At 63.5% G+C, this 18,469-nt stretch carries 15 protein-coding genes; 8 read left to right on the plus strand and 7 right to left on the minus strand.

Annotated features, from left to right (window positions below; translation table 11 throughout):
- Positions 1-7 precede the first annotated feature (7 nt).
- The gene (locus ACIPUD_RS13675; protein WP_446480832.1) at positions 8-1,387 is read right to left on the minus strand and encodes an LLM class flavin-dependent oxidoreductase; all 1,380 of its coding nucleotides are present in this window, start codon (positions 1,385-1,387) and stop codon (positions 8-10) included.
- Between the two features lie 241 nt (positions 1,388-1,628).
- Between ACIPUD_RS13675 and ACIPUD_RS13680 the strand changes: the two genes are divergently transcribed.
- From ACIPUD_RS13680 to ACIPUD_RS13705, 6 genes are all read left to right on the plus strand, one after another.
- Entirely contained in the window at positions 1,629-3,038 is a 1,410-nt protein-coding gene (locus ACIPUD_RS13680) for a M20 family metallopeptidase (protein ID WP_018453379.1), read from the plus strand.
- A 99-nt stretch (positions 3,039-3,137) separates the two neighbouring features.
- Positions 3,138-4,049: an amino acid ABC transporter substrate-binding protein gene (locus tag ACIPUD_RS13685; RefSeq protein WP_026232521.1), complete on the plus strand. Its 912-nt coding sequence runs from the start codon at positions 3,138-3,140 to the stop codon at positions 4,047-4,049.
- 115 nt (positions 4,050-4,164) lie between these two features.
- A complete protein-coding gene (locus ACIPUD_RS13690; protein ID WP_026232522.1) occupies positions 4,165-4,896 on the plus strand; it encodes an amino acid ABC transporter permease in 732 nt (243 codons plus the stop codon).
- A gap of 4 nt (positions 4,897-4,900) precedes the next feature.
- The gene (locus tag ACIPUD_RS13695; RefSeq protein WP_018453382.1) at positions 4,901-5,593 is read left to right on the plus strand and encodes an amino acid ABC transporter permease; all 693 of its coding nucleotides are present in this window, start codon (positions 4,901-4,903) and stop codon (positions 5,591-5,593) included.
- Between the two features lie 8 nt (positions 5,594-5,601).
- Positions 5,602-6,333, plus strand: coding sequence for an amino acid ABC transporter ATP-binding protein (locus tag ACIPUD_RS13700; RefSeq protein WP_018453383.1), 732 nt, complete (start codon positions 5,602-5,604; stop codon positions 6,331-6,333).
- Between the two features lie 122 nt (positions 6,334-6,455).
- On the plus strand, positions 6,456-7,316 hold the full coding sequence (locus ACIPUD_RS13705) for a D-amino-acid transaminase (RefSeq protein WP_446480833.1): 861 nt from the start codon (positions 6,456-6,458) through the stop codon (positions 7,314-7,316).
- A 157-nt stretch (positions 7,317-7,473) separates the two neighbouring features.
- On the opposite strand, the gene ACIPUD_RS13710 is transcribed toward ACIPUD_RS13705, so the two are convergent.
- From ACIPUD_RS13710 to ACIPUD_RS13720, 3 genes are all read right to left on the minus strand, one after another.
- Complete coding sequence (locus ACIPUD_RS13710) at positions 7,474-7,935, minus strand: carboxymuconolactone decarboxylase family protein (RefSeq protein WP_231190233.1); 462 nt, start codon at positions 7,933-7,935, stop codon at positions 7,474-7,476.
- A gap of 29 nt (positions 7,936-7,964) precedes the next feature.
- The gene (locus ACIPUD_RS13715; protein ID WP_204512426.1) at positions 7,965-9,578 is read right to left on the minus strand and encodes an MDR family MFS transporter; all 1,614 of its coding nucleotides are present in this window, start codon (positions 9,576-9,578) and stop codon (positions 7,965-7,967) included.
- A 117-nt stretch (positions 9,579-9,695) separates the two neighbouring features.
- Positions 9,696-10,877, minus strand: a complete 1,182-nt coding sequence (locus ACIPUD_RS13720; RefSeq protein ID WP_247299327.1) for an HlyD family secretion protein — start codon at positions 10,875-10,877, stop codon at positions 9,696-9,698.
- A 275-nt stretch (positions 10,878-11,152) separates the two neighbouring features.
- Between ACIPUD_RS13720 and ACIPUD_RS13725 the strand changes: the two genes are divergently transcribed.
- Positions 11,153-12,064, plus strand: coding sequence for a LysR family transcriptional regulator (locus tag ACIPUD_RS13725; protein ID WP_446480834.1), 912 nt, complete (start codon positions 11,153-11,155; stop codon positions 12,062-12,064).
- Here the strand turns inward: ACIPUD_RS13725 and iaaH are convergent.
- Positions 12,059-13,483, minus strand: a complete 1,425-nt coding sequence (gene iaaH / locus ACIPUD_RS13730) for an indoleacetamide hydrolase (protein ID WP_018453389.1) — start codon at positions 13,481-13,483, stop codon at positions 12,059-12,061. The genes ACIPUD_RS13725 and iaaH overlap by 6 nt on opposite strands.
- A gap of 75 nt (positions 13,484-13,558) precedes the next feature.
- Positions 13,559-17,008, minus strand: coding sequence for an indolepyruvate ferredoxin oxidoreductase family protein (locus ACIPUD_RS13735; RefSeq protein WP_446480835.1), 3,450 nt, complete (start codon positions 17,006-17,008; stop codon positions 13,559-13,561).
- A gap of 153 nt (positions 17,009-17,161) precedes the next feature.
- Between ACIPUD_RS13735 and ACIPUD_RS13740 the strand changes: the two genes are divergently transcribed.
- Entirely contained in the window at positions 17,162-17,617 is a 456-nt protein-coding gene (locus ACIPUD_RS13740; RefSeq protein WP_018453391.1) for an Lrp/AsnC family transcriptional regulator, read from the plus strand.
- A gap of 10 nt (positions 17,618-17,627) precedes the next feature.
- On the opposite strand, the gene ACIPUD_RS13745 is transcribed toward ACIPUD_RS13740, so the two are convergent.
- On the minus strand, positions 17,628-18,467 hold the full coding sequence (locus tag ACIPUD_RS13745; RefSeq protein ID WP_085350176.1) for an MFS transporter: 840 nt from the start codon (positions 18,465-18,467) through the stop codon (positions 17,628-17,630).
- Positions 18,468-18,469: the final 2 nt, after the last annotated feature.

Here is an 18,469-nt window from a genome sequence, read left to right on the forward strand (position 1 = left end):
AGCGGCGCTACCCCTTTCTCCCCACTTTGAACCCTGCCGCCGGATGCGGCGCACCTAGCCGCGCCCGCCCCTCGCCGAACAGCTTCTCGCGTAGCGTGCCCTGCGCGTACTCCGCCTTGTACCGCCCGCGTCGCGTCAGCTCCGGCACCAGCATGTCGGCGATGTCCTCGAAATCGCCGGGTGAGATCGCGAAGGCGACGTTGAGGCCGTCGACATCGGTCGCCTCGAACCACGCCTCGATCTTGTCCGCGACCATTTCCGGCGTGCCGACCACGACGGGACCTGCGCCGCCGACGCCGACATGCTCGATGACGTCGCGCACGGTCCAGACGCGATCGGGATCGGCGCGGGTGACGTTATCGAGTGCGCTGCGGCCGGCATCGTTCTGAACATGGCGCACCTGCTGATCGAGCTCGTAGCCGGAGAAGTCGATTCCGGTCCATCCCGACATCAGCGCCAGCGCGCCTTCCGGGCTGATGTGGCGGCGATAGTCGGCATATTTTTCGTTCGCTTCGGCTTCCGTCCGCCCGAGGATGATCGTCATCATCGAGAACATCAGGATTTCCGCCGGATTGCGGCCGAACGCGGCGGCCTCCTGACGGATCGCCGATACGCGCGGCGCGATCACCTTGGCTGACGGCCCCGACATGAACACGCATTCGGCGTGCCGTGCCGCGAACTGCCGTCCGCGCGGCGAGGTGCCGGCCTGATACAGCACGGGCGTCCGCTGCGGCGACGGTTCGCTCAGGTGGATGGTGTTGTTGATGCGGTAGTTCGCGCCCTCGTGGTTGACGCGATGGACCTTTGTGGGATCGGTGAAGATGCCGCGCGTGCGGTCGCGCAGCACGGCGTCGTCCTCCCAACTCCCTTCCCAGAGCTTGTAGACGACCTCCATATATTCGTCCGCGATCTCGTAGCGGTCGTCGTGCCCGATCTGCTTGTCCTTGCCGGCGCCGCGCGCGGCGCTGTCGAGATAGCCGGTGACGACGTTCCAGCCGATACGCCCCTCGGTGAGATGATCGAGCGTCGACATCCGCCGCGCGAACGGATAGGGCGGCTCGAAGGAGAGATTGCTGGTGACGCCGAAGCCGAGATTCTGCGTCACGGCGGCCATTGCCGACAGCAGCAGCAGCGGATCGTTCGAGGGCGACTGGGCTGCGTTGCGCAAGGCTGCGTCAGGACTGTTGCCGTAGACGTCATAGACGCCGAGCACGTCGGCCAGGAACAGTCCGTCGAAACGGCCGCGCTCCAGCGTTCTGGCAAGATCGATCCAATAGGGCAGGCGGTTATATTCGGCAGTGCGGTCGCGCGGATGGGTCCACAAGCCCGGTGATTGGTGCGCGACGCAATTCATCGCAAATGCATTGAGCCTGATCTGCTTGGCCATGATGGTCCCCCGGCGCCCTGTACCGGGCGCTCTTCGAATGATAGAGCTGCGCCCGAACTTGGCGAAGTTCTTGCATATAGCGCGACGTTGGCAAGGCCAAAATCAGCGGCGCTGCCGCGCTTGGCAAGCCAATCTCAAGAGAGCAAGAACGAAATCCCAAGACTATCGAAGTCCCCGCCACTTTCGGAGGCCTGCCCGTATCGGGTATGCTCCTTCGCCTCGCAACCTAAAAAAGAAAATAATGACCAGAGCCGATGCCATCGCCCGCGCCCGTGACGATTTTGAATCGGGCGCGTTCCTCGCCGAACTCGACCGCCGCGTCGCCTACCAGACCGAGAGCCAGAATCCGAACCGGAGCGTCGAGCTGCGCGCCTATCTGGAACAGGAGATGGTGCCCGCTTTTGCCGCGCTCGATTTCGAAAGCCGGATGATCGAATCTCCCAGCGGCAAGGCGCCGTTCCTGTTCGCCGAACGCCGCGAAAGTGAGACGGCGCCGACCGTGCTGATCTACGGCCATGGCGACGTCGTTGACGGGATGGAAGGCGAGTGGCGCGACGGCCGCGATCCCTGGCGCACCACGGTTTCGGGCACGCGTCTCTACGGTCGCGGCACCGCCGACAACAAGGGCCAGCACAGCATCAACATGGCGGCACTCCGCGCGGTGCGCGAGGCCCGCGGCGGCAAGCTCGGCTTCAACGCCAAGTTCATCCTCGAGATGGGCGAGGAGATCGGCTCGCCGGATCTCGGCAAGGTCTGCGATCTCAATCGCGATGCGCTCAAGGCCGATCTGTTCGTGGCCTCCGACGGGCCGCGCCTGTCCGCCGACCGTCCGACCCTATTCCTCGGCTGCCGTGGCGGCATCCGCATTCATCTCGATGTGAACCTTCGCGACGGCGGCCATCACTCCGGCAATTGGGGCGGTGTGCTCGCCAACCCAGCGACCATTCTGGTCAACGCGATCTCGACGCTGGTCGACGGCCACGGCCGCCTTCAGCTGGACGCGCTGAAGCCGCCGCGCCTCACCAACCAGATCCGCAGCTATCTTGCGGACGTGCAGGTGGTGCCGACCGAGGACGAGCCGGCGTTGGCCGAGAACTGGGGCGAGGAGGGTCTTTCGGCGGCCGAGCGGCTCTATGCCTGGAACACGCTCGAAGTGCTGGCGATGTCGTCGGGAAACATCGAGAAGCCGGCCAACGCCATTCCCGGCCACGCCAATGCCGTGCTGCAACTGCGCTTCGTGGTCGGCACCAAGGTCGACGGCCTGATCGAAGCCGTCCGTGCGCATCTGGTCGAAAGGGGTTTTCCGATGGTCGAAGTGCGGGCCGCACAGAGCTTCGCGGCATCGCGCACCGATTTCGACAGCCCCTGGATCGCATGGGCGGCGAATTCGGTGAAGGAGACCACCGGCAAAGTGCCGGCGGTGCTGCCGAATTTCGGCGGCTCGCTGCCCAATGACGTGTTTTCCGAGATATTGGGCCTGCCGACGATCTGGGTGCCGCACTCCTATCCCGGCTGCTCCCAGCATGCGCCCAATGAGCACATCCTGCTGCCATTGACCGAAGAGGCCTTGACGGTGATGGCCGGCCTGTTCTGGGATCTCGGGGAATTGCCAAGCCCGCTAACAAGCCCGCTAACGCGCCCGCCGGCCTGAGCCGTTAACCGGAGCCGCGATCCAGCCAAAAGTCACATTCTATTCCAACCCAATTTGTGCTTGCATCCCGCCGGCATCATCCTGAAAGGGGACCAAAACGTGAAACATTTCCGTAGCATCGGCCTCGCGCTCGCCGCGACCTTCGCCGTCGGCCAGGCCGGGGCCGAGGAGCTGACCGGCACGCTCAAGAACATCAAGGACACCGGCGCCATTACGCTCGGCTTCCGCGACTCCTCGATCCCGTTCTCTTATCTCGACGACAACCAGAAGCCCATCGGCTACGCGATGGACATCTGCTACAAGATCGTCGACGCCGTGAAGAAGGAGCTCAAGCTCGACAAGCTCGAGGTCAAGCTCAATCCGGTGACCTCGGCGACCCGGATCCCGCTGATGGCGAACGGCACCATCGATCTCGAATGCGGCTCGACCACCAACAATGCCGAGCGCCAGAAGCAGGTTGCCTTCACCAACACCCATTATTTGACCGCCAGCCGCTACGTCTTCAAGAAGTCGAGTGGCCTGAAGGCGATTGACGACCTCAAGGGAAAATCGGTGGTTTCCACTGCCGGCACCACCAACATCAAACAGCTCACCGAGGCCAATGTTGCAAAAAGCCTCGGCGCAAACATCATTCCGGCCAAGGACCACGCCGAGGCCTTCCTGATGGTCGAGACCGACCGTGCGGTCGCCTTCGTGATGGATGATATCCTGCTCGCGAGCCTCGTTGCCGGCTCGAAGTCGCCCGATGACTACGTCATCTCCAAGGACGCGTTCTCCAAGCCTGAGCCCTACGGCATCATGCTGCGCAAGGACGACGCGGCCTTCAAGAAGGTCGTCGACGCGGCGACCGCTGCGCTCTACACCTCCGGCGAGGGCCAGAAGATCTACGACAAGTGGTTCACGCAGAAGATCCCGCCGAAGGGCCTCAATCTCAACACGCCGATCTCGGCCGAGCTGAAGAACGAGTTTGCCAAGCCGACGGACTCGCCAAACCCGGACGATTATAAGTAAGCTATAACCTCGATCTTTCGATCGGGATCGTGTCCGGCCATCTTGACTCCAGGATGGCCGGACATTTGCATAGGCGCCAGGACATCGATGACTGGCGCGTTCGCGCGGGGGACACGTGAACTACAACTGGAACTGGGGAATCTTTTTCCAGCCGAACCCGATGGGGACCGGCACCTATCTCGACATGCTGTTGTCGGGCCTGGTGCTGACCCTCAAGACGGGTGCGCTCGCCTGGATCATCGCGCTGATCACCGGATCGATCGTCGGCGTGATGCGCACACTGCCGTCGAAGGGAGCGTACTGGTTCGGCTTTGCCTATGTTGAATTCTTCCGCAACATGCCGCTGCTGGTGCAGCTCTTCCTGTGGTTTTTCGTGCTGCCGGAAGTGTTGCCAAGGTCCGCGGGATTGTGGCTGAAACAACTGCCGAACGCGCCGTTCTGGACGGCCGCGATTGGCATCGGGTTCTTCATGTCGGCGCGCGTCGCCGTGCAGTTGCAGGCCGGCATCGGATCGCTGCCGCGCGGGCAGAAGATGGCGGCGACCGCACTCGGCCTGACGACCCTGCAGGCTTATCGCTACATCCTGCTGCCGATGGCTTTTCGCATCATCCTGCCGCCGCTGACGTCCGAGTTCCTCAACACCATCAAGAACACGGCTGTGGCCATCACCATTGGTTTGCTCGAACTGACCGGCCAGGCGCGCTCGATGCAGGAATTCTCGTTCCAGGTGTTCGAGGCCTTCACCGCTGCGACCATCCTCTATCTCCTCGTCAACGCCGTCGTCGTGACCGCGATGCGCTTCCTCGAGCGCTGGGTCGCGATCCCCGGCTACATCACGGGGAAGTAGCGCCATGTTCAGCAATTTTGATTTCGGGGTCATCATCCGCACGCTGCCCTATCTATTCTATGAGGGCATGACGTTCACGCTGATGCTGACCGGGCTTGCTGCACTCGGCGGCCTCGTCTTCGGCACGGCGATCGCGCTGATGCGGCTGTCCGGCTACAAGGTGCTGGGCCGCATCGCGGGCGTCTATGTCGACTTCATGCGCTCGCTGCCGCTGGTGCTGGTGATCTTCTGGTTCTACTTCCTGGTGCCCTATATCGGGCAATGGGTAACTGGCGCGTCGCGTCCGATCAGTGTCGGCGCGTTCGCGTCCTCGCTCATCACCTTCATCATGTTCGAGGCCGCGTACTTCTCCGAGATCATGCGTGCCGGCATCCAGTCGATCTCGCGCGGCCAGCCGGCCGCAGCCAACGCGCTCGGCCTGACCTACGCCCAGACCATGCGCTACGTCGTTCTGCCGCAGGCCTTCCGCAACATGCTGCCGGTCCTGATCACGCAGACCATCGTGCTGTTCCAGGACACCTCACTGGTCTATGTGCTGTCGATCACCGATTTCCTCGGTGCGGCTAGCAAGGTCGCGCAGCGCGACGGCCGTCTGGTCGAAATGTATCTATTCGCAGCGATCGTCTACTTCACCATCTCCTGTATCGCGTCCTTCGGCGTTCGCCGCCTGCAGGCGCGCATCGCCATCATTCGATAGAGTTTGCCATGATCGAGATCAGCCACGTCGACAAATGGTACAGCCCGGCCTTCCAGGTGCTGACCGACTGCACCACCAGCGTCGCCAAGGGCGAGGTGGTCGTGGTCTGCGGTCCGTCGGGATCAGGCAAGTCGACGCTGATCAAATGCGTCAACGCGCTGGAGCCATTCCAGAAAGGCGACATCAGCGTCGATGGCACTAAGGTCAACGACCCCAGGACCAATCTGCCCAAGCTGCGCGCGCGTGTCGGCATGGTTTTTCAGCACTTCGAGCTGTTTCCGCATCTGAAGATCATTGATAATCTCTGCCTCGCGCAGCAGAAGGTGCTCGACCGGTCGCGCGACAAGGCGGTGGCGAAAGGCATGCAGCTGCTGGAGCGGGTCGGCCTGAAGGAACAGGCGCAAAAATTTCCCGCGAACCTGTCCGGCGGCCAGCAGCAGCGCGTGGCGATCGCCCGCGCGCTCGCGATGGATCCCATCGTCATGCTGTTCGACGAGCCGACCTCGGCGCTCGACCCCGAAATGGTGAGCGAGGTGCTCGACGTCATGGTAGACCTCGCCCATGAGGGCATGACCATGATGGTCGTGACGCACGAGATGGGCTTTGCCCGCAAGGTCGCCAACCGCGTGATCTTCATGGACCGCGGCGAGATCGTCGAGGACGCCCCGAAGGACGATTTCTTCGGCAAGCCCCGCAGCGACCGCGCGCAGAAGTTCTTGTCGAAGATTCTGTCGCATTGATCCCACTGTCATTCCGCGACGTGCCTCCTGGCGCCGGTCGGGAATGACGGGTTGAGGGTTTCGTGGCACCGACAAATCCCTTATACCAGCGGGTAATCCCTATTCCCACCAGGAGACCTGCCTTGGATCCGATCGCCTATGTCAACGGCTCATTCGTCCCGCTTTCGGACGCCAAAATTTCGGTCCTCGATCGCGGCTTCCTGTTCGCCGACGGCATCTATGAGGTCTCGGCCGTGCTCGACGGCAAGTTGGTCGACAATGCCTCGCATCTGGCGCGGCTGGAGCGCTCGGTCGGCGAGATCAAGCTGAGGCTCCCGGAGACGGGCGAGCGCATCACCGAGATCCAGCAGGAGCTGATTGCACGCAACAAGGTCGAGAACGGCCTCGTCTATCTCCAGGTCACCCGCGGCGCCGACAAGGGCCGCGACTTCGCCTTCCCCAAGGGCGACGTCAAGTCGAGCCTGGTGATGTTCACGTCGGAGAAGGACATCATCAACGCCGCCTCGGCCAAGACCGGCATCAATGTGATCACCGTGCCCGACATCCGCTGGGAGCGGCGTGACATCAAGAGCGTAGCATTGCTGGCGCAAGTGCTGGCAAAGCAGGCCGCGGCCGAAGCCGGTGCGGGCGAAGCCTGGATGCTGGAAGACGGTTACGTCACCGAAGGCGGTTCGTCTTCAGCGTTCATCCTGACCCAGGACGACGTCATCGTGACCCGCAAGAACTCCAACGCGATCCTGCCGGGCTGCACCCGCAAGGCGGTGGTGGCGCTGGCGGAAGAGCGTCAGCTCCGCGTCGAAGAGCGTTCCTTCACGGTCGCCGAGGCGCTCGCCGCCAAGGAAGCCTTCGCCACCTCGGCGTCGCTGTTCGTCCAGCCGGTGGTTGCGATCGACGGCAAGAAGGTCGGCAACGGCAAGCCCGGCCCGATCGCCATGCGGCTGCGCGAGATCTACGTGGAGTTCGCGAAGGCGACGGCGGTTTAAGCTACCCACCGCCGTCATCGCCCGGCTTGACCGGGCGATCCAGTACTCCGTGACGGGAGTGCTGGACTCGAGAAGCCGCGGCGTACTGGATGCCCCGGTTAAGCCGGGGCATGACAGGCGAATGTATTGAGGCAGTTTGGCCTCATGCGTCAGCACCTCACGCCACCGACGCCTTCACCTTTACCGGGTGAACCGCACGGAACGCGATCGCTAGCCTGTTCCAGGCATTGATGGCGCCGATCAGCATGGTCAGGTTCACCGTCTCCGCATCGGAGAATTGCGCGCGGACCTGCTCGTAGACGTCATCAGGCGCGTGCGTCTCGGCGATCAGCGTCACTGATTCCGTCCAGGCCAGCGCGGCGCGCTCGCGGTCGGTGTAGAGCGGCGATTCGCGCCAAGCGTTGAGCAGATAGATGCGCTGCTCGGTCTCGCCGCGCTTGCGGGCGTCCTCGGTGTGCATGTTGATGCAGAAGGCGCAGCCGTTGATCTGCGACGCGCGGATCTTGACGAGCTCGATCAGCGATTTCTCGAGGCCCGTCGACTGGATCTGCTCTTCCAGTGCCATCAGCGCCTTCATCGTGTCGGGTGCGGCCTGGTAGAAATTCATGCGGGGTTTCATGGTCGTTCTCCTTGCTTGCTGGGGTGATGTCAGTGGGCGCCGCCGGCCGAGGCGGGGCCGGCCTTCTTCAGGAAGAGGGTGGCGATCAGCGCGACGATCAGTGCCACGCCGAGCAGATAGAAGGTGTCGCTGAAGGCGAGGATATAGGCCTGCTTCTGCACGATATGGCCGATCGCAACATAGGCGCGATGCAACGCGTCCGCCCGATCGAGAATGCCGTGATTGACGAAGTATTGGGTGAGCTGTTCCAGCCGCGTCCGCGTCGCCTGCTCGAACAGCGAGACTGACTGCATCAGCACGTTGGAGTGATACTGCTCGCGCTTGGTCAGCAGGGTCTGCAACAGCGCGATGCCGACGGCGCCGCCGAGGTTGCGCATCATGTTGAACAGGCCGGAGGCCGAGCCCGCGTTCTCCGGTTCGATGCCTGAGGTCGCCACCGCAGACAGCGGCGCCATTACCAGCGCCTGGCCGATCGCACGAACCACATTGGGCCAGAGCAATTGATCGGCGGCATAGTTGCCGGTCATGTAGATGTTCATAAAGTTGGAGGCCGCGAACAGGACGAAGCCGACGCCGATGATGAGCCGCGCATCGAGCTTCTGCATCAACCGCGGGACCAGCGGGATCAGCACCAGCTGCGGCAGGCCGGTCCAAGCCAGCACCATGCCGATCTGCTCGGCATTGTAGCCCTGGATGCGGGCCAGATATTGCGGCAGGATGAACACCGAGCCGTAGAGCGCGATTCCCAGCAGGAAATTCGCGAGCATGCCGAAGCCGAAATTGCGGCGGACCAGCAGACGCAGGTTCAGGAGCGGCTTCTTCACGGTGAGCTCGATGATCAGGAAGGCGCTCAGCGCCACGGCCGCGATGACGGACAGCTTGACGATGAAGGGCGAGCCGAACCAGTCGTCTTTGTTGCCTTCCTCGAGCACGGTCTGCAGCGCCGACAATCCGATCGCCATGGTGATGATGCCGGCCCAGTCGCCGTCGCGCAGCAACGACAGCTTCATGGGCTTTGCATCGAGCGCGTACCAGAGCATGCCGACCATGATCGTGCCGGGGACAACGTTGACATAGAAGATGTACTGCCAGCCAAAATTCTCGGTGAGATAGCCGCCGATGGTCGGGCCGATCGCGGGCGCGAACGTCGCCGACAGCGCGAACAGCGCAAGGCCCACGGGTTGCTTGGCGCGCGGCAGCAATGTGATGATGAGTGTGAACGCCATCGGAATCAGCACGCCGCCGGTAAACCCTTGCACCGCCCGCAGCACGATCATCTGCGGCAGGTCTTGCGCCAACGCACAGGCGGCTGACAGGACCAGGAACAGGACCGCATTGGTGAGGAGATAGATGCGGATCGAGAACACCTGCGCCAGCCAGCCGGACAGCGGGATCACCACGATCTCCGCGATCAGATAGGAGGTCGAGATCCAGCCGCCGTCATCAATGCCGGCGCCGATCGCGCCCTGGATATCGGCGAGTGAGGCATTGACGATCTGGATGTTCAGCACCGCCATGAAGGCGCCGAGCGTCGCGCCGATCACGGCGATCCAGGTCTTGGTCGAGACGGCGGGCGTTGCGGGGGCCGCGACGGGAGCGGGGATATCGGCCGTGGTATTAACGGTCGGTTGGAGCGTGCTCATGGAAGCCTCGTCTCGGTTACGGAGACAGGATGGATCAGGCAGTTCGTTTCGATAATCGACCAAGTTTGGGAAGGATCATCCGGTAGGACTTGATAGTCCCGCCGGACCTTTCCGGCTTCAACCGCCGTTCGGACGGGCCGCGTTGTCGGCGAGATGCTTCGCCGTCTCACGCTCGGCCAGCACGGTCTGCTTGGTGTCGACGGTCGGCACCGCGGACATGCCGGGGCGCAGCAGGCCGGTCAGGCTGTGGTCGTCGAGCACGATCTTCACCGGCACCCGTTGCACGATCTTGGTGAAATTGCCGGTGGCGTTGTCGGGCGGCAGCAATGCGAATTCAAGGCCGCTCGCCGGCGACAGGCTGTCGACATGGCCGCGCAGGGTCTGGTTGCGGAAACTGTCGACGTGCAGCTCGACCGGCTGGCCGGCGCGGACATGTGTGAGCTGCGTCTCCTTGAAATTCGCCACGACATAGACCGCATCGAGCGGCACCACCGCCATCAATTGCGTGCCGGCCTGCACGAACTGTCCCACGCGCAGTGAGCGGGCGCCGACCGTTCCGTCGACCGGCGCGGTAATCTCGGTGTAGGAGAGATTGAGCGTCGCCTGCTCCGCGACCGCACGCGCATGTTCGAGCTGGGCAGTAGCCTGCGCGCGCTGGGTCGTGAGCACGTCGACCTTGCGTTGCGCGGCCACGAGGCCCGACCTGGCATGTTGCAGTTGCGCGTTGCTGGCGCGCAACGCGGCGTCAGTCTGTTGCGCGCGCTGAATCGTGCCGGAGCCCGACTTCATCAGGTCGTCGTAGCGGGCGCGCTCCTCCTGCGCAAATTTCAGATTCGCGTCCGCAGCAGCGACATCGGCTGTGCTCTGCTCGATGATCGGCTGCTGGAGTTCGAGCTGGGCGTCGAGGTTCCGCACTGCCGCTTCCGCCGCAGCGACATCGGCGCGGGCCTGATTGAGCGCCGCCTTGAAGTCGCGGTCGTCGATCTTCGCCAGCAGCTGGCCCGCTTTGACCTTTTCGTTGTCGCTGACCAGCACCTTGGCGATGTAGCCCGAGACCTTTGGCGCGATGATCGTGGAGTCGGCCTTCACATAGGCGTCGTCGGTTGTCTCGAGATAACGGCCGTTGACCCAGTAGTCGTGTCCGTAATGGACAACCGCAGCCGTGCCCGCAAGGAACGCGAGCGCCAGCGCCGCCCGCCGGACCGTATTCCGGGCGGGACCACGCACCGGCGCCGTCGGGGTAGCTTGCGGTATTTCAGTCGCTTGCTGAAAGTTTTTGGTGCGGGGCATCTCGGACATGGCAGTCTCCTTCGGCTGACCCAGACTATCGGTCTTCCTCGTCCGATCGATAATCAGCGAAATGCCGAAAGGATTATCCGCTGACAGTGGATAGTCCCGGGATCTCGCCTTGGCCCGTATGATCTATCGAGCCGGAGGTACGACTGCCCCAGAGCGATTGCCGCGCCTGTCGAGGGATTGCGGCTAACGCATCCGCGCTGCCCGCAGGAGCGGTTTGATGGATAATCGGACGGAATTCCTTGCGATTATCTCTCAAGAGCGGATAATCAGTCGGCATGGACCGATTGACCAGTCTCGAAGTCTTCAGCCGGGTGGTCGAGACCGGCGGCTTCTCTGCAGCAGCCCGCAAGCTCAACATGTCGACCACCATGGTGAGCAATCACGTCCAGGCGCTGGAAGACCGGCTCGGCGTGAGGCTGCTTCAGCGCACCACGCGCAAGGTCAGCCTCACCGACATCGGCAAGGCCTATTACGACCGCTGCATCCAGATACTCGCCGAAATCAAACAGGCCGACGATATCGCGAGCGAATTGCAGTCGGTGCCCCGCGGCACGCTACGGATCCACGTCGCCACGCACATGGTGCCGTTCGTTGCGCCCGTGGTGGCGAAGCTCCTGTCGACCTATCCGGAGCTCAAGATCGATCTGCGGATGGGCGAGCCCGAAATCGACCTCATCGAAGAAGGCTATGACGTTGCTCTGCGCATGACCGCGCCGCCGGATTCGAGCCTGATCGTTCGCAGCCTCGCAACCTGGCGGCACGTGCTGTGCTGCTCGCACGACTACCTCGAAAGGCACGGTCGCGTGCAGAAGCTCGATGAGCTCACCGCGCACAATTGCGCCCGTCACTTGAATTATCCGTTCGGCGAAGATTGGCGCTTCTTCGATCGCAAGGGCACGCCGGCATCGGTGCGCATCTCCGGCAGCTTTATCACCAACAGCGGTGAGGCCTTGCGAAAGGTGGCGCTGGAAGGCGCTGCCGTCTGCCTGATGGCCGGTTTTCTCGTCCAGGGCGATCTCGAAGCCGGTCATCTCGTTCGCCTTCTGCCCGAATATCGTCCCGTCGAGATGTCGATGAACGCGGTCTATCCGCACCGGCATCATCTGTCGGCGAAGGTCAGGACCTTTATCGACATGCTCGTGCATCACAGCGCCGAGCAGCAGAAGCTGATCAATCCCTATTCATGAGCGGGGTGGCGCCGGCAGCCGTCCGAACACTTTTTCAAGCGCCATGCCGAGCGCAAGCAGGCGGCGGTCGCTGCCTGCAGGGCCATCCAGCTCGAGTCCGATCGGAAGTTTGCTGACCGCGCCGAGCGCAATCGGGATCTGGATGCCGGGAATGCCGGCATTGCTGCCGGGATCGGTGTTCTGGATGAACAACCCGAAATTCTCGAGGCTGCTGGAATCCGGATTGGAGGCAATGGCGACGCGCGGCGTGGTCGGGAAGGCGATGGCATCGAGCCGGTTGTCGGCGAAAGTCCTGCTGTAAAGCACCTGGAGCGCGGGGCGTGCACTATTGATCGCGGCGTCATAGATCGGCTTGGCGTCAACCAGCGTGCCATCGGGGGCAGGCAGTTTGCGCGGGATCACCAGGCCATCATAGGTGCCCTTGACGTCGGCGCTGGAGATGTCCCTTGCCATCGCCTCGATGCTGAGGCCCGTGCCGGTGTGGTCCAGATAGGCGACCAGATCGTCATAGGCTTCGTACAGCGCGACCGGAAAGCTGACCTGGCCATTGAACTCGGCCAGTTGCGGCATTTCGATCTCGACCATCGTGACACCCTGCGCTTTCATCTTCGCCACTGCTGCCTGGAAAGCGGCGTTGGTGTCAGCGTCGAGATTTGTCAGCATCGACCTCACGATGCCGATTCGCATCTGCTTCAGATCGGCCGCCTGAACGGCTTCGCCACCTGCTATGACGCGGTCGAGGAGTTCGACATCCGCCGCGGTCGCCGCCATCGGGCCCGCGGTGTCGCGGGTGTGCGAGATCGGCGCGATGCCAGCTTGCGGATAGCGTCCGACCGTCGGACGCAGCGAGGCACATCCATTCAGTGCGGCGGGGACCCTGACCGATCCGCCAGTGTCGGTGCCGAGCCCGCCCGCGACGATCCGCGCGCCGATCGCGACGCCCGTTCCTGAGGAGGAGCCGCCCGCGATCAGGGTGCGGTCATAGGCGTTGCGCACGCCGAACTCCGCGCCGGTCTTGAATGCGGTGTTGTAGCCGGAGATGCCGAAAGCGAGCTCGTGCATGCTGGTCTTGCCGATGATGACCGCGCCCGCCGCGCGCAATTTTGCGACCACCGGCGCGTCGGCCCTCGGAACGTAATGCTTCAGCGCCGGCGTTCCTGCGCTGCAGGGGAGCCCCGTGACCTCGATATTGTCCTTGATCACGATGGGAACACCGCCGAGCGGCTTGTCCTTGTTGTCGTTCGCGTCGAATGCGGCCGCAGCCTTCAGAGCGCCGGCCTCGTCCAGGGTGACGAAGGCATTCAGATCGGCATTGGCCTTGGCGCGGGCGAGAGCTTCCGTCGTGAGCGCGGTGCTCGTGACTTTTCCGGCGCGGAGGTCGGCCACAGCCTGGGTCAGGGTCAACTGGTCGAAATCCATGAGGCGTCACCCGGTTGCAGGAGCGCCATCAGGGCGCCCCTCGGCTCCAGAGGCTGAAGTCTCGTCGGCGCTCCGTCAACCGTAGGCGCGCATCCTTGCAGGTGATGGCGCATTGAGCTCGGCGAACAGCCGTTCGACCTCGGCCTTCACCTTCCCGATCGCGGCGTCCTTAACCGGCCCGTAGCCCCGGATATCCATCGGCGCTTTTGCAATGGCGACCAGGCTTGGCAGTTGCGCCGCGTCGAGTCCGCCGAGCAGCCGTTTGATGACGCCATCGTACCAGGTGATGAGTTCCCGCTCGGCGCGCCGCTCCGCCGTGTAGCCGAACGGATCGAACGGCGTCCCGCGCAATCCCTTCACCCGCGCCAGCATGGCGAGCGGCATCTGGATCCACTGTCCGAAGGCGTGCTTGCGCGGACGTCCGCGGGCATCGCGCTTCGACGGCAGGAACGGCGGGGCAAGGTGATATTGGATGCTGAAGTCGCCTTCGAATTCGCCTTTCAACTCGTCGAGGAAGCCGGTCTGCATGTGCAGGCGCGCCACCTCGTACTCATCCTTGTAGGCCATCAGCTTGAACAGGGCGTGCGCGACCGCCTGGGTCAATGCCTCGCTATTCAGGCTGGCTTCGGCATGGCGAACACTTGCAACGCGCTCTCGATAGCGCGCTGCGTAGGCATCGTTCTGATAAGCCGTGAGGAAGTCGGCGCGGCGGTCGATCAGCTGGTCGAGCGTCTCGGCCTTCGGCGCTTCGTCCACCTTCGGCAAGAAGTCGGGATCGGCGGCTGCAATCCGGCCCCAGGCGAAAGCCTGCTTGTTGCTTTCGACCCCGACGCCGTTGAGCTCGATCGCGCGCAACAGCGCCGACAGCGAGACCGGCAGCAGCCCGCGCTGCCAGGCAAAGCCCAGCATGACGATATTGGCATAGACGGCATCGCCGAGCAGGCGCTCGGCCAGCGCATTGGCGTTGATGGTGTCGAGATTGCCGTCGCCGATCACCTGGCCGATCGCACGCAGGCGGGCGGGTGAGGCGAGATCGGCGTCACGGAAGCGGACGACGTCGCCGGTCGGCATCTCCGCGGTGTTGACCGCGGCGCGCGTACCTTTTCGATAGGTGCCGGACGCCTTCGGCGAGGAGCTGACGACGAGGTCGCAGCCGATCAGCGCATCGGCCGCGCCCTGGTCGATACGGACCTGGTGCAATGCGTCGGGGGATGCGGCCAACCGGATGTAGCTCAGCACCGGCCCGAATTTCTGCGCAAAGCCGGTAAAATCCAGCACCGAGACACCGTTTCCTTCGAGGTGGGCCGCCATGCCGATCAGCGCGCCGACCGTGATCACGCCGGTGCCGCCGACGCCGGTGACGAGCAGATCATAGGGACGGTCGAGCGTTGCGGGCCCGGGCAGGGGAAGCGTGGCCGCGTGGCCGACCGCGTCGATCCGGCTCGCGCCCTTCTTCCGGCGCCTCGCGCCCTCGACGGTGACGAAGCTCGGGCAGAACCCGTTGAGGCAGGAAAAGTCCTTGTTGCAGGATGAGAGGTTGATCCGGCGCTTCCGGCCGAACGGCGTCTCCTTGGGCTCGACGCTGAGGCAGTTGGATTCGACCGAGCAGTCGCCGCAGCCTTCGCAGACGAGATCGTTGATATAGGCGAAGCGTTTGGGATCGATCATCTGTCCACGCTTGCGGCGACGCCGTTTCTCTGTCGCGCAGGTCTGCTGATAGATCAGCACCGAGACGCCGGGAATATCGCGCAGCTCGCGCTGCACGCTGTCCATCTTCTCGCGCGGATGGAGGGACACGCCGACCGGAAGATCGCCTGGCGGAAATTGCGCCGGATCGTCCGACACCAGCGCGATGCGCGCAACGCCCTCGGCGCGGACGCTGTGCGCGATAGCGTGGACGCTGATTGGGCCGTCGACGGGTTGGCCGCCGGTCATCGCCACGGCATCGTTGAACAGGATCTTGTAGGTGATGTTGGCCTTGGCGGCGATCGCCTGCCGGATCGCCATCGAACCCGAATGATAATAGGTGCCTTCGCCCAGATTCTGGAACACGTGCTTGTTGCCGGTGAAGCGTGACGAGGCGGCCCAATTCACGCCTTCGCCTCCCATCTGGATCAGGGACGATGTCTCGCGGTCCATCCAGCTGGCCATGAAATGACAGCCGATGCCGGCCAGCGCCTTCGAACCCTCGGGCACTTTCGTCGATGTATTGTGCGGGCAGCCCGAGCAGAAATAGGGCGTACGCGTCGCACCGCTGACGTTGATCGTGCGCGAGGCCTCAGGCATCAAGCCGGCTGCGCGTGCGGCGAGATTGAGGCCTGGGAACATCGGATCGAGACGGCGTGCGAGCACCCCAGCGAGCGCACGCGGTGACAATTCGCCGGTCCAGGAGATCAGCCGCGCCCCTTGCTCGTCATGCTTACCGACCATGCGCTCGGGTTTTTCGCCCGGATAATCGTAAAAATATTCCTTGAACTGGCTTTCGATGATGCCGCGCTTCTCCTCGACGACAAGGATCTCGCGCTTGCCCCTCACGAACGCCATCGCGTCATGCAGCGCCAGCGGCCAGACCATGCCGACCTTGTAGATGTCGATGCCGATGCTGCGGCAGTCCGCTTCGTCGAGACCCATCAGCCGCAGCGCTTCCATCAGATCGAGATGGGCCTTGCCCGTGGTGACGATGCCGTAGGTGGCGTCCGGGATGTCGTAGATGTGACGATCGATCGGATTAGCCTTTGCGAAGGCGTAGACCGCGTGCTTCTTCGCCTCCAGCCGCTCCTCGATCTGCGGGCCGGGCAGATCGGGCCAGCGATAGTGCAGGCCGCCGGGTGGCGGCGTGAAGTCTGGCGGGTGGAAGGCCCGCGGTGGGCGCAGCGCGACGGACGCGCCGGATTCCACGATCTCAGAGATCGCCTTGAAGCCGACCCACATGCCGGTGAAGCGGCTCAGCGCGTAGCCATATTCACCGAATTCGAGATATTCGCTGACGCTTGCGGGGTGGAGCGTCGGCATGAACCAGCTCATGAAGGCGACGTCGGACTGGTGCGGCATCGAGGACGAGACGCAGCCATGGTCGTCGCCGGCGACCACCAGAACGCCGCCATGCGGTGAGGAGCCGTAGGCGTTGCCGTGTTTCAGCGCATCGCCGGAGCGATCGACGCCGGGGCCCTTGCCGTACCAGAGACCGAACACGCCATCGACCTCGCGGTCGGCTTGCGTCTCGACCTGTTGTGAGCCGAGCACGGCGGTCGCGGCAAGATCTTCGTTCACTGCGGGGAGGAATTCGATGCGGTCCCGCTTCAGTCGCTCGTGGATGCGCCACAGCTCGAGGTCGATCCCGCCGAGTGGCGAGCCGCGATAGCCTGAGATGAAGCCCGCCGTGTTCAGCCCCGCGGCACGGTCGCGCCGCACCTGGTCGAGCGCGATGCGGACGATGGCCTGCGTGCCGGTGAGGAAGACGCGGCCGCGTTCGCGATCGTAGCGGTCGGAAAGCTCGTAAGGATCGAGAGACGAAATGGCGTCCATGCGGACCTCCCCACGGCATCCTTGCCGGATGGGAGAAGAGTAAGCCTGGGCAACTGGTAGGTCTTACCTTTCTTTCCGAATAGCGTACCTATTATGGTAGAGTTATCCAAAACGATCTACGGGAAGGTAGATTAATCCATTTTGGTGGTTTCCATGATCGAAGACCAGGACGCGCGGATTCTCGCCTATCTTCAGAAGGACGGCCGCGCCACCAACCAGCAGCTCGCCGACGCAGTCGGCATGTCGACTTCGGCATGCTGGCGCCGGGTGCGCGCGCTGGAGGAGAGCGGTGCCATCCGGGGCTATGCGGCCCTGGTCGCGCGCGAGCAGGCCGGCTTTGCGATGTCCGCGATCCTCCACGTCTCGCTGGAACGGCACGACGCAAAATTCGTCGACGAGTTCGTCGCGCGGGTGACCACGCGGCGTGAGGTGCTGGAGTGCTTTGCGACCACGGGCGATGCCGATTACCATTTGCGTGTCGTCGTGCAGGATATGGCGGCGTACAACAGATTCCTCGACGACTTCATGTTCCGCATTCCCGGCATCCGCTATGTCAGAAGCAACGTGGTGCTGAAGGAGATCAAGACGGGCGTCGCGCTGCCGTTTTGAGAGGCAGCGCTTACGCCGCCTCTTCCTGCCTGCGCCGAAACAGTTGGCGCAGCGACAGCGCGTGCAGCAGGATCGAGCTTGGCACGACGAAGGCGGGCGTCAGCACATTCGGAAAGGTGTCTAAGGCCATGCTCGGGCCGTTCGAAATGATCAGCTGCAATGCGCCGGGCGACATCATCATCCCCAAGCCGATCGCGACGGCGAAATCGGCGAGGCCGAACAGGTTCCAGAGGATGGCTGCCTTTCGCCCCTCAGCCGTTCCGGTCGCGAGCGCGAGCGCTGCCGGCACGGCGAAAAGGCCGGTCAGCACATCGCCAGTTCCTGCCGGCAATGCAAACAAGCCCGGCAGCACCCCACGCATCCAGTAGGCGAGCCATTGGCTGCCAAAGATGCGATAGAGCTGAAGCGCGATCAACCACGTCGGCGGCGTTGCATCGAGCAATTGTCCCACTCGCTTTGACAGCAGCAGCACCGGAGCGCCGAGGATGACCGGCAACAGGATCGCGGCTGGAAGCAACGGCAAGGCGGAGGCGCCCGCGCGAAATGCACCGTTGATGGCCGCGGTCCAGGCGACTGTGGCCCACAGCGTCAAAGGCACCATGAGGACGAGCCAGGTTGCCTGGCGCTGTCCTGGTGTCAGGTCAGTGTTTCCAAGGCCGAGCCACAGACCAAGTGCGATGAGCCCATGCGTCATCAGCCGAACGCCCAGGGCCGGAATGCCGCTCTCCGGAAGTGCCGGCACCGCGTAGATCAACCAGGTCCAGAGTATCGTGAACAGGACGGCCGACATTAGGCTGAGCCGCACGGGACGCGGAGCAATTTCGGCGGCGGAAACGGCATCGCTGTTCATCG

It is taken from the genome of Bradyrhizobium sp. CAR08, assembly GCF_052871955.1.